The following is an 11742-nucleotide window of genomic DNA, read 5'->3' as shown; positions in this document are numbered from 1 at the left end:
TCGGAACAGGAGGTTCACGATGCGTAGAGGAACACTCACCCTGCGTGGCATAGCCGGGGCGGCTGTCCTCGCCGCGCTCCCCGTCGTCGCCACGGTGCCGGCGCACGCCCATGAGCAGGACAAAGTGCGTGCCACGGTCACCCCGTCCACCGCCGAGCCCGGGGCCAAGGTCGAGATCAGCGTCTCGGGGTGTGAAGGGACGACCGGGTCCGCCGGGTCCGGCGCGTTCACGGGGGACGCGAAGCTCACCGGCAGGGACGGCGAGAAGTACTCCCTGAACGGCTCCGCCACGATCCGCAACGGCGTCGAGGGCTCGTACGACATCACCGTCATCTGCGACGGCCACCCCCACCAGGGCGTGGGCACCGTGCAGGTCGGCCGGCACCACACCGCCCCCGTCTCGCCGGTCCGCGCGGGCGGCGGCGGCACCGCGCAGCTGGCCGCGCACGCCCAGGAGGCGGGGCCCGGCACCCGGCACGCGGTGATCGGCCTGGTGCTCGCGGGGGTGGCGGCCGTGGCCGTGGCGTTCCGCAGTGTCCGCCGGCGCCGCTCCGAGTGACGGGCGGCCACTGACATGTCGGGCCACGAGGGGTCGGCGGGCCACGGGCGGTTCCTCACCGGACTCGCCTGGGCGCTGGTGCTTGTCGGGCTCTGGCTGTGGGGCAGCGAGATCACCGACGTACGCGGCGGTGTCTCGGAGCCCACGAACGGTGACGTGGCGGCGGTGGGCCGGCCGTTCGCCGTCGAACTCCCGGACGCGCACGAGCCGTTGGGTGCGGCCAGGCCGCTGAGCGTGGACGTTCCCTCGCTGAAGGTGCGGGCGCCCGTGATCGCCCGCGGGCTCGACCGGGACGGCGCCATCGATCCGCCGCCCTTCACCGAGGCGGCCTCCGTCGGCTGGTACGGCGGCGGGACGCGCCCCGGCGCCGAGGGCACCTCCCTGTTCGTGGGCCACGTCGACACCGAGACGCGCCCCGCCGTCTTCTACGACCTCAGCGCGATGCGGCCGGGCGAGAAGATCCGGGTGACCCGGGACGACGGCTCGGTCGCGGAGTTCACCGTGGACGACGTCCAGGTCATCAGCCGGGACCGCTTCGACGCGAAGAAGGCGTACGGCCCCCACGAGAAGGGCCGCGCCGAGCTCCGCCTGATCACCTGCGGCGGCACCTTCGACCGGGCGGCCAAGACGTACTCGGCGAACGTGGTGGTGTCCGCCTACCTCACCGGGGTGGGGCCGTAGGGGTGGCGCCCGGGCGCGAGGGCACTCCCGCCGCGCTCGCGCCCCTGGCGCCACCCCTGACGGCCCCTTCCCGGACGGCCCGCAGGCCCAGGGCCCCGAAGACCGCCGCGAACACGGCCCAGAGCAGGGCGTGCGAGGCGACCGAGAGGACGCGGAAGTCCCACAGGAGCGCCGCGTCGACCGGGACCGGGTCGGGGTTGTCCGGGAGCAGGAAGAGCGCGGCCAGGACGGCGACCGTCGTGAGGGCCGCCGCGAGCTGCCGCACCGGGACGGATCTGGCCGCGAGGCGTACGTACACCTGCCAGGTCAGGAGCGTGCCGAGGACGCCGATCGCGACGGCCGCGAGCCACATCGGCTGGCGCTCGCCGACCGTGCCCGCGTCGCCGACGCCCGGCGGGTTCGCCGGATAGCGCAGGCCGGGCAGCAGCGAGAGGGCCAGGAAGGCCGCTCCCGCGAAGGTGAGGGCGCGCGGCCAAGGAGCCGAGTGCGGGTCGCGGCGGTGCACCAGGGCGTACACCACGGCGAACAGGACGCCGACGGCCAGACCGGCGACGACCGCGGTGACCACCAGGCCGCCGTGCTGGGTGGAGCGCGTGAACAGCTCCTCGTGGTGCCGCGCGGCGTGCGCGTGCTCCTGGGCGGCCGTCCGCTTCTCCTCGGCGCGGATCGCCCGGTCCATCAGCGGCTCGGCGAGGAGCAGGGAGAAGAGACCGGCGGCGAGGCCCGCCACGCCTCCCGCCACGAGACCCCGGCCGAGCAGGGGCAGAACAGGTGAGGACGAGGGGGATGGCATGGTGCCGTGTCCGTCCCCGGTCAATGGCAGGGGGCGCCGAAAAGGTGCCTGCCGTCGTGGGCGAACTCGTGGAGATGGCCGCCGGTCGCCGAGAGCAGCGAGCCGTTGTCGAAGAAGACGGCGTAGAGCGCGACCAGCGCGATGACGACCGCGGCCGACGCGATGAGCCAGTCGCGGGCCGAGGCCGTGGCGGCCTGCGCCGCCGTGCTTTCGGTGGGCGATGGCGCGGCGTGCAGTGACATGTCGAAGCGCCTCCTCCTGGGGTTTCCACGCCCCGAAGCAGGAGTGCGACGGCTCAGTTCCTGACTTCCGCACGCCACGCGGGCGTTCGGTCACAGTGGCGGGACCGCCCCGGAATCGCACCGGGTTCCTGCAACCGTCGCCTCGATGTATGGACTTGTCCCGGAGAGCCCCGGATCGGGAGCAACCCGGCCCGGTCGGCGGCCCGCTCCCCCCGGAGCCGTCGACCGGGCTGGTCCTCGACCGCGCGCGCACGAGCTGCGGGAGTAACCCGGCGCCGGCGCGGGAGGTTCGGTGGCCAACCCCGCAATACGGGATGGACGATCAGGCCGGGGGCTTGGGCCGTTGAGACGACTCTAGAACGGATGAGCGCTGGAGCCTAGGGGTGGTTTGACGCCAAGTCGTGACCCGCTTCCTCTCCGTGATCGCCGCAGGTGGTGGTGGTTCCCGGGATGACCTTCAGGAAGGTTCGGACCAACTGCCGCGCAGCACCGTGTCGTCGAGCGATCCCTTGATCACTTCGGTGGCGACCAGCTCCATGACCAGCCGTTCTCTACGCGCGTACCGTCGCAGCGCCTGGAAGGCCTCGTCCACACCCGTGTGCCAGCGTTCGGCGAGTATGCCTTTGGCCTGTTCGATGCGTACGCGGCTGGTCAGAGCGCCCTGGAGCTGTGTGGCGAGGACCCGATACTCCGTGTAGGCGCGGTGATTGTGCAGCCCTAGCGCGGCGGCGTCGGCGATCGCCTGCGCCAGACGCAACTCCCCGTCGGTGTGCGGGACCAGGGTGGCCTCGGGCACGAAGACGTTGAGCGCGCCGAGCAGGGCCTCGCGCTGGCGCAGCGGAACCGCGTAGGTGATCCCGATGCCGCGGCGGCGGGCAAGCGCGGTGAACTCCGGCCAGCGCTTGGCGGGTTCGGCCGTCGCGAGCCGCACCGGCGGCACGGGCAGCCCGGTGCCGAGGCTCTCCACGCAGGGTCCGCCGCTCTGCTGGGCCCCCAGCAGGTCGAGCGCCAGGTCCCGTGGGTGGCCGCCCGCGGCGACCGAGTGTGTGCCCGCGCCGTCGAAGATGACTCCGGCGGCAGTGGCGTCGAGCAGCTCTACGCAGTGGCCCGCGACCCGGCTGAGATAGAGGTCCGGGTCGAAGTCGTCGTCCAGTGTGTTCGTGGTCTCCACCAGGACTTCGGCCAGCCGTAGTTCAGAGGTGTGATCCCGCATGATCTCCTCCCCATGAGCGCCACCCCGCGCCCTGCGCCTACCCCCGGGCGCCGAGCTGTAACAGGTCTCCAACAGGTCTCCGCAGCCGACGGGCGGGCCTCGTGGGCCGGGAGTGCGTATGTCAGGATTGAGAATCGGACAGTGCACCCAAGGGGGAGTGGATGTACCACAAAGGCACCGGCCGCGGTCATCGGATCGCGGCCCGGGGGGTGAAGGCTGCGGCGGCGTTTGCGGGGGCGGCGCTGCTGCTGTCGGGGTGCTCCTCCGATGACGGCTCGGGCAACGAGGAATCGTCGGGACAGCCCATCAAGCAGCAGCCCAAGGGCTCCGACCCGTACTGGGTCAACCCGGAGGGGAACGCGGCCAAGCAGGTCGCCTCGTACGAGAAGGACGACAAGAAGGACGACGCCGAGCTGATCCGCAAGATCGCCGAGCAGCCGGTCGCCGAATGGATCGTCCCGGAGAACGCGGAGGAGCAGTCGCGCGGCTTCACCGAGGCCGCCGAGAAGGCCGACCGCGACGCCCTGTTGGTCCTCTACAACATCCCGCACCGCGACTGCGGCCAGTATTCGGGCGGCGGCGCGGCCGACGGCAACGAATACAGGAAGTTCATCGACCAGGTCGCCGCGGGCATCGGCGACCGGCGGGCCACGGTCATCCTGGAGCCGGACGCAGTGCTCCACATGGTCGACAACTGCACGCCGGAGGAGTTCCACGAGGAGCGGTACGACCTGCTCAAGGGCGCCATCGAGAAGCTCAAGTCCCTGAAGAACACTAAGGTGTACCTGGACGCGGGCAACGCGGGCTGGAAGAACCCGGACTCGCTCTGGGAGCCCTTGAAGTGGTCGGGCGTCGAGCAGGCCGACGGTTTCTCGGTCAACGTCTCGAACTTCCAGACCACCGAGGCCAGCACGGAGTTCGGCAAGAAGCTCTCGGCGAAGATCGGCGACAAGCCGTTCGTCATCGACACCGCGCGCAACGGCAACGGCCCGTACACCAAGGGCAAGGACACCTGGTGCAACCCGCCGGGCCGCGCGCTCGGCGAGGCGCCGACCACCAAGACGTCCGACCCGCTCGTGGACGCGTACCTCTGGATCAAGCGGCCCGGTGAGTCCGACGGGACGTGCAGGGGCGGGCCGAAGGCCGGTCAGTGGTGGCCCGAGTACGCGAAGAGCCTCGCGGCGGCGGCCAAGTAGGAGCGCCCCGCAAGGGGCGCGGGGAACTGCGCGAGCAACCACAAAAGAGCCGCAGTCGCGTCTGCCGATTCATCTGGCAGACGCGACTGCGGCTTTTCGCGGGCTGAGCGCGCAGTTCCCCGCGCCCCTAACGGGGGCGCAGTCACCCGGCCCCGCGCCCACGCGAGCTACGGCACGTGGACCCACTGGGCCTTGCTCGGGGTGCCCTGGTCGTCGGTGACGAACAGCATGTACCAGCCCGATTCGACCAGGCTCTTCTCCTCGGGAATCGTCACCGTGACGCCGTCCGCCGACTTCTTCAGGTCGAGGGCGACGGACGTCTGGTCGATGTCGGTGACGTGCGTCGAGGCGCTCGGCCTGATCAGGCGGGCCGTCTTGATGGACGAGGCGTGCTGCGTCCGATACGTCCCCGAGCCGCCGCGCTTGATCTCCTCGGGACCGCCGGTCAGCGTGGGCTGCGAGCCCTGGTAGAGGTACGGCGGCGTGTAGATCTCGATGCGCTGCTCGAACTCGCCGGGCTTGGTGTTGGCCTTGTCGGAGTAGAGCGAGTCGGAGCCGAAGAACATCACGCGGCCGTCGGGCAGCAGGATCGAGCCCGAGTGGTAGTTGCGGCCGACCTCAGGGTCCGCGACCCGCCGCATGTTGCCGGTCTTGGCGTCGTAGATCCGCGCCTGCTTGATGTTCGAGTCGCCGCGGCCGCGGTAGTCCTCCGAGCCGCCGGAGATGAGCACCGTGTCGTCGGGCAGGGTCGAGGCCTGCGGGTAGCGCGTGCCCTTCTCCAGCTCGGGGCCGTCCTCGAACCTCGGGTTGTCGTCCAGGAGGTCGACGATGCGGGTCTTCTTGCTGGACTTCTTGGACTCGCCGACACCGCCGCCGCCGACCACCATGTACTTCTGGTCCTGCGCGGGCGGCAGTTCGACCGTGTTGGAGGTCTCCAGGAGATTCGGGTCGCTCATCCCCGGGATGCCCTTCCAGCTGCCCTTCTTCTCCAGGTCCCAGGTGCCGGGCTTGCGGCCGACGTCGTCGGGGCCGTAGCCGGCGTTCGAACCCGAGTAGAAGAGCCTGCCGCTCTCCAGCTGGAACACGGCGGGGTAGGTCGGGAACTGCCGGACCTGCTTGGTGTAGGTCCACTTCTTCGTCTTGGGGTCGTAGACCTCGTTCTTGCCCGGGACCAGCTGGCCGATCTCGTCGAGGCCGGAGAGGCTGAGCACCTTGCCGTCCGAGAGCGTGGTCAGCGTGGGGTACCAGCGCGCCTCGTTCATCGGGTCGACCTTGATGTACTTCTCGGCGACCGGGTCGAACTCGAAGGCGTCCTTGATCCCCTGGAAGTCCTTCTTGTCCAGGGCGAGCTTCTGCGCGATGCCGTACGTGTTGCGGGTGGCGGCGCCCTTGAGGCCCTGCACGCGGTAGTTGTCCTGCGTGCCGGTCTCGTGCTTCGAGCCGCTCTTCTGCGCCTCCACGTACACCCGGCCCAGGCCCGGTTCGTTGCGGACGAACGCGCCGGTCGCCTTGTCGAAGACCTTCTTGGCGCGCTCGACGACGACCGGGTCCTTGGACACGAACGTCTTGCCGTTCTTCTTGCCGGTGAACTTCGTGCCCGCGGGCAGCGTGATCGGCTTGTCCGGGTCTTCGTTGTGCACCACCATCAGGCCGCCGGCCTTGGTGATGTCGCCCTTGAGCTTCTCGTAGCGCTGGGTGCCGCCGGCTATCAGGAGATTGCCGTTGGCCAGCTGCGTGTGGCCGGTGCAGAAGAGGTCGACGGGCGTCTTGATCTTCTTGATCGTGTTCTTGACCGGGTCCCACAGGCGGGTGTCGAACTTCTTGGCGTCGAAGTTCTTCTGGTTGTTGCCGGAGCCCGCGACCAGAAGGATCTTGCCGGTGTGCAGGAGCGCCGCGTGGATCGTGTTCTGGCGGTACTCCTCGGGGAAGTTCACGACCTGCCAGTGACCGTTGTCGGCCTTGTACTCCGGCTTGTTGATCTTGTAGTCGTGGTACTTCTCCGAACCCACGCGCCACAGCCACGGGCCGTTCATCCCGGCCAGCGCTATGACCACCGCCGCGCCTATCGCGATGCGGCGGGCGCGGCGGCGGCTGGAACGGTCCTTCATTTCTTACGTCCCCCAAGGGCGATCTGCATGGTCTGGTCGTTCGCTGCCCAGCTGGGCTTCTGCTGAGGCGCGTGTGGCGCCTGCGAAGGCTGATGCGCCTGTGGCAGCTCCGCCGTGGCGTCGCGCTGCTGCGGCACCGTCGGGCCCCCGCCCGTGGGCGGTCCCGCATTGCCTCCCCCGTGCCGCGACTTGCTCTTCTTCTTGTCCTGCCGCATCCCCCACCGCCACGCGAAGATCGGCGCGGCCGTGATCAGCAGGGCGAACGTGGCCCAGATGATCATCGCCGGGTGGACGTGGTCGAAGACGAACGCGGCGGCCATCGAGCCGGCGAAGACCAGGATGAAGAACAGGTGGATCCGGAACGTGCCGAACAGTGTGTCCGGGCTGGCCGAATCGCCCTTGGGCGTCACCACGAACTTGCTCTTGCGGCGCAGCACGGCGTCCAGGAGGGAGCGCGCGTAGACCGGCGCGGACAGCGCCGACATCACCATGCCCGCGATACCGCCGGAGCCCTCGGGCTCGTGCGGCGAGACGTTGTGGCGGCGGTTCCAGATGTAGAGGCCGATCTGCAGCGCCGACGCGTTGCCGTACAGCATCAGCCAGATCGTCGGGTCGATGTTCACGCCCGATGCGCCCATGCCCAGGAACAGCGCGCAGGAGAGCGCGGCCAGGATCCAGTTCATGGCGGACATCGGGTAGAAGATGACCATCATCGTGTAGTTGAAGAGGCGGCCGGGCGGCAGCGAGAACGGCGCCTTCCAGAACTGCTTGAGGATGGTCTCGTACGTACCGCGCGACCACCGCAGCTGCTGCGTGAAGAAGTCCGTCCAGGCGTTGGGGCCCTCGCCGACCGCGAGCACGTCCGGTGTGTAGACCGACTTCCACTTCTTGCCGGTCCGCGGGTTCGTGGCGCGGTGGATCTCGAAGCCGGTCGCCATGTCCTCGGTGATCGAGTCGTACAGACCGCCGATCTGCTTCAGCGCGCTGATGCGTACGGCGTTGCTCGTGCCGACGAACATGGGGGAGCCGTACGCGTTGCCCGCGCGCTGGATCAGGGCGTGGAAGAGGAACTGCTGGGACTCGGCGGCCTTGGTGATGAAGTTGTCGTAGTTGCCGTAGACCTGCGGGCCGATGACGAAGCCGACGTTCTCGTCGCGGAAGAAGCCGAGCATCCGCTCGAGGTAGTTGGGCATCGGGATGTGGTCGGTGTCGACCGATGCGAAGTAGTCGTAGTCGTCGCCGTGCGCGTCCAGCCAGGCGTTGTAGTTGCCGTGCTTGGTCTTGGCGCGGTGCGGGCCCTTGCTCATGTTCCACTTCGCGATGCCCTTGCGGGAGAAGTGGTGCACGCCGAGCCGCCGGCAGACCTCCTTGACGGCGGGGTCGTCGCCCTCGTCGAGGAGCCAGACGTGCATGAGGCCGCGGTGGCGGATCTTGACGGCCGCCTCCAGCGTCTTCGTCACCATCTCGAGCGGCTCCTTGCCGGGCACGAAGGAGGTGAGGAAGGCGACGCGGGTGCCGGTCTCGGGCACCACGGGGATCGGGTCACGGGCGACGAGCGTGGCGTGCGCGTTCGACAGCACGTTCATGCAGCGGAAGAACTCGATCAGGCCGATGGATATGAGCATGACGATGTCGAGCGTGGGCAGCCAGTCGTTGGCGACGTAGTCGCGCTTCGTCCAGTGCGTCGGCTGGAGCAGCCAGGCGAGCAGTACGAGGGAGAGCAGCGGTGCGGCGCCCAGCATGAGCGCGGCTCTGATCCGGTGCGGCTCCTGCGAGAGCAGGGAGCGGTACTGCACCTTGTACGGCTTGGTCGGATCGGGCTGCGTGAGCGGCCCCGCGAGACGGCTGTAGTGCTCGTAGTCGTATCTCGGCAGGGCCTTCTTTATACGTCGGAACCCGCCCGTACGGTGCGACGGCACCCGCAGCTGGGTCGTCTCTGACGGGTCGTTCGGCCGGGCGCCCGTCGGCGTCGACGTCATGAGTCATCCCCCCGCACGCGGTCCCCCGCGTGTTCGTTGGTCCTTCCGTCCGGCTCGGTCCCCCGACCTTCACGGACGCATCAGTGGCAGGCCACCGTCCCCTTAGACATGGAACAGCTACCTTCCGGTTGCATGATGCCCCCCTCGGCATCCATTCATGAAAGGGGCCCCCGCCCCTTCCCCCGTGGGCACCGGTCGGGCCCCCCAACTGCCCCGCACCGCCTGCCTCATGAGAGCCAATGGCTCCAGCACAAGGTTCTACGCCCCTAGCCATGATCGCAAGAGCGAAACAAGGTGTTTACCGGTCATACGAGAGATTTGAGTTGCCTGTTGAGACAGGAGCACTCAACCGCGTTCGAATATTACCGAAGTGTTCCCGTATCGCCCGCTCGGCCCGGAGCACATCGCCGGATCGGACCGCGTCGAGGATCTCCCGGTGCTGGCGACAGGTGACCTTGGGGTCCTGCGGCACGTCCACGAGGTCGGTACGTACCTTGTGGAAGGCGTCCCAGAACGCTTCGAGGACCTCGCCGAGCAGCGGATTGCGCAGACAGCGGTAGAGAGTGGCGTGAAATGCACGGTCGGTTTCGGTGTGAACCGCCGCCGGCCGGCCGCTTCGGCCCTCGCTCGCCGCCGTCTCGCTGTCCATCCGGTCGACGATCGCGTCCAGTTCGGCCAGATCTTCGGCCGGGATGCGGCCCGCGAGACGGGCGATGAGACCGGTCTCCACGGCCTCCCGCAGCTCCAGGAGCTGGAGCAGGCTGTCCTCGCCGCGGTAGTGCCCTGCCACCGTCCGGAACGTCAGGCCCTCGATCATGGGAGCCATCGACATGGGTCCGACATATGTGCCGAAACCGTGCCGGATTTCCACGATGCCCATCGCCTGTAGCGCCTTGAGGGCCTCTCGCACGGAGTTCCGACTGACGCCGAGGCGTTCCATCAGTTCGGGCTCGGTGGGCAGAGAGGCGCCGGAGGGCAGCCGCTGGTCGATGATGAGCTTCTTGATCCGCTCCTGTATGTCGCGCGCCATGGCGCAACGGTAGCGGTAGGAACACGGGTATCGACCCTGCTCAGGAACACGGGTGTCGCCCCGGCCCGGGAACCACGAAGGCCCCCCGCGTGAACGGGGGGCCTTCGCTGTCTGTGCGCCGTCAGGGACTCGAACCCCGGACCCGCTGATTAAGAGTCAGCTGCTCTAACCAACTGAGCTAACGGCGCCTGCTGACCTGGAGAACTCTACCGGACGCGGACGGGTGCTCCGGACCCTCCGGGAGCTTCGGGTGCTCGGGGCGGCACTCGGCCGGGGTTCGAGCGGGCTTTGCTCGGGGCGGGCCCGGGGCGCGGCGGGGACGTGAATGCGGGGCGGATCCATCATTCGGACCGTCAACATGCGATATCGCCCGACAGTTGAGAAGCTGACGACTGTGCAGATGCGACGCAGGCATTCTTTCCTGGAGTGTGAGGGGAATCGCATGGAGGGTGCTCCGGTATTCGAGGAATTCGATCCCGAGAGCGACTGCGACTGCCCCGGATGTATTCACTGGCGACGAGCCATGACTCACGCACTTCCCGTACGGCAAGGTGGCCACCCGGCGGCGCACGGCGCGCGCCGCGCCCTCGTCATCGCCGCAGCGGCGGGCACCGTGCTCGGCGGCGGGCAGGTTCTCCCGGCGGCGGCGGCCCCCGGCGCCGGCCACCATCCGGCGCGGCCACCTGGGACTCCGGCGGACGAGGATCCGGGCCCCGGCAGCCCGCAGGGCGACACGAGCGCGTTGCACGGAGCGCCGGGCAGGCCCGGAACCCCGGGCCCCGCGGCGTCGGCGGCGCGGAGCACGACGCGGGCCGAGATCATCGCCCGCGCCAAGAAGTGGGTCGCGGCGAAGGTGCCGTACAGCATGGGGGCGTACTGGTCCGACGGCTACCGGCAGGACTGCTCGGGCTTTGTCTCCATGGCCTGGAATCTCGGCGGCAATGAATGGACGGGCAGCCTCTCCTCGTACGCGGTACGCATTACGAAGGCCCAGCTCCAGCCCGGCGACATCCTTCTCTTCCATAACCCCGCGAACCCCGAGAAGGGGTCGCACGTGACGATTTTCGGCGGCTGGGCGAACGCGGCGCACACGCAATACACCGCGTACGAACAGGCCCGTCCGCACGCCCGTAAGCAGACCACTCCCTATGCCTATTGGAGCAATGGGAACCGCTATCTGGCGTACCGCTACAAGGGAGTGACGGAGGGCACCCCGGGCGGCTCGGGGCCGGGCACGGGGACGCGCTACCCCGGCGCGGGCTCGTTCGGCCCCGGCGCCGACAACAAATACGTGACCCAGCTCGGCAAGGCCCTGGTCGGCAGAGGCGGCGCCCGCTTCTACAAGACGGGGCCCGGCCCGCGCTGGAGCGACGCGGACCGCAGGGCCACGCAGGCGTTCCAGCGGGCGCAGGGCTGGAGCGGCGGGGACGCGGACGGACTGCCGGGCCCCACGACCTGGTCGTACCTGATGACGGGCAAGGGGCGCGACATCCCCGGCGCGGGGTCGGGCGCGGGCGGCGGCGCGCAGGGCAGGGCGCCCGCGTACCCCGGCAGGGGAGTGTTCCGCCCCGGCCAGTCCAGCCCGTCGGTCGAGAAGCTCGGGAGGCAACTGGTGAAGAAGGGCTTCGGCAGGCACTACGCCCAGGGGCCGGGCCCCCGCTGGAGCGAGAGCGACCGCCGCAACGTCGAGGCGTTCCAACGCGCGCAGGGCTGGCGGGGCGCGGCGGCGGACGGCTACCCGGGCCCCGAGACCTGGCGGCGGTTGTTCGCATGAGCCTGATGAGGAGAGCGGCGCGCGTGGGATGCGGGCAGGAAGGTGACCGGGTTGCGGGTGTGGCCGGGGCACGAGTCGGGCCGGGGCGCGGAAGTGACCGGGTTGCGGGTGTGGCCGGGGCAGCAATTGGGCTGGGACACAGATGTGACCGGGTTGCGGGTGTGGCC

General features: G+C 69.4%; 10 protein-coding genes, 1 tRNA gene and 1 riboswitch. Of the genes, 4 read left to right on the top strand and 7 right to left on the bottom strand.

Annotated features, from left to right (window positions below):
* Positions 1 to 19 precede the first annotated feature (19 nt).
* Together ACZ6ZP_RS05845 and ACZ6ZP_RS05840 are read left to right on the top strand one after the other, a co-directional pair.
* A complete protein-coding gene (locus tag ACZ6ZP_RS05845) occupies positions 20 to 559 on the top strand; it encodes a hypothetical protein (RefSeq protein WP_361470841.1) in 540 nt (179 codons plus the stop codon).
* A 15-nt stretch (positions 560 to 574) separates the two neighbouring features.
* Complete coding sequence (locus tag ACZ6ZP_RS05840; protein WP_361470843.1) at positions 575 to 1240, top strand: class F sortase; 666 nt, start codon at positions 575 to 577, stop codon at positions 1238 to 1240.
* Here ACZ6ZP_RS05840 and ACZ6ZP_RS05835 read toward each other — a convergent pair.
* The 3 genes from ACZ6ZP_RS05835 to ACZ6ZP_RS05825 all read right to left on the bottom strand — a co-directional run bounded on the left by ACZ6ZP_RS05835 (position 1221) and on the right by ACZ6ZP_RS05825 (position 3488).
* The gene (locus ACZ6ZP_RS05835; RefSeq protein ID WP_469405654.1) at positions 1221 to 2033 is read right to left on the bottom strand and encodes a CbtA family protein; all 813 of its coding nucleotides are present in this window, start codon (positions 2031 to 2033) and stop codon (positions 1221 to 1223) included. The genes ACZ6ZP_RS05840 and ACZ6ZP_RS05835 overlap by 20 nt on opposite strands.
* A gap of 20 nt (positions 2034 to 2053) precedes the next feature.
* Positions 2054 to 2275: a CbtB domain-containing protein gene (locus ACZ6ZP_RS05830; RefSeq protein WP_351164714.1), complete on the bottom strand. Its 222-nt coding sequence runs from the start codon at positions 2273 to 2275 to the stop codon at positions 2054 to 2056.
* Positions 2276 to 2308: 33 nt separating this feature from the next.
* Positions 2309 to 2429: riboswitch (cobalamin riboswitch) on the bottom strand.
* 303 nt (positions 2430 to 2732) lie between these two features.
* Complete coding sequence (locus tag ACZ6ZP_RS05825; RefSeq protein WP_351164713.1) at positions 2733 to 3488, bottom strand: ANTAR domain-containing protein; 756 nt, start codon at positions 3486 to 3488, stop codon at positions 2733 to 2735.
* Positions 3489 to 3649: 161 nt separating this feature from the next.
* Between ACZ6ZP_RS05825 and ACZ6ZP_RS05820 the strand changes: the two genes are divergently transcribed.
* Positions 3650 to 4684, top strand: coding sequence for a glycoside hydrolase family 6 protein (locus tag ACZ6ZP_RS05820; protein ID WP_351164712.1), 1035 nt, complete (start codon positions 3650 to 3652; stop codon positions 4682 to 4684).
* A 167-nt stretch (positions 4685 to 4851) separates the two neighbouring features.
* Here ACZ6ZP_RS05820 and glxA read toward each other — a convergent pair whose 3' ends face one another.
* The 4 genes from glxA to ACZ6ZP_RS05800 all read right to left on the bottom strand — a co-directional run bounded on the left by glxA (position 4852) and on the right by ACZ6ZP_RS05800 (position 9989).
* Complete coding sequence (gene glxA, locus ACZ6ZP_RS05815) at positions 4852 to 6792, bottom strand: radical copper oxidase GlxA (protein WP_351164711.1); 1941 nt, start codon at positions 6790 to 6792, stop codon at positions 4852 to 4854.
* Complete coding sequence (locus tag ACZ6ZP_RS05810) at positions 6789 to 8771, bottom strand: glycosyltransferase family 2 protein (RefSeq protein ID WP_361470661.1); 1983 nt, start codon at positions 8769 to 8771, stop codon at positions 6789 to 6791. Before ACZ6ZP_RS05810 ends, glxA begins: the two co-directional genes overlap by 4 nt.
* 298 nt (positions 8772 to 9069) lie before the next feature.
* A complete protein-coding gene (locus ACZ6ZP_RS05805) occupies positions 9070 to 9801 on the bottom strand; it encodes a FadR/GntR family transcriptional regulator (protein ID WP_361470659.1) in 732 nt (243 codons plus the stop codon).
* A gap of 114 nt (positions 9802 to 9915) precedes the next feature.
* A tRNA-Lys gene (locus ACZ6ZP_RS05800) sits at positions 9916 to 9989 on the bottom strand.
* A gap of 254 nt (positions 9990 to 10243) precedes the next feature.
* On the opposite strand from ACZ6ZP_RS05800, the gene ACZ6ZP_RS05795 reads away from it, so the two are divergent.
* A complete protein-coding gene (locus ACZ6ZP_RS05795; RefSeq protein WP_351164708.1) occupies positions 10244 to 11575 on the top strand; it encodes a peptidoglycan-binding protein in 1332 nt (443 codons plus the stop codon).
* Positions 11576 to 11742 lie beyond the last annotated feature (167 nt).

The organism is Streptomyces sp. NPDC054047 (assembly GCF_055585065.1).
The sequence above is the reverse complement of the archived record's forward strand: the minus strand, read 5'-3'. Positions and strand labels throughout refer to the sequence as shown.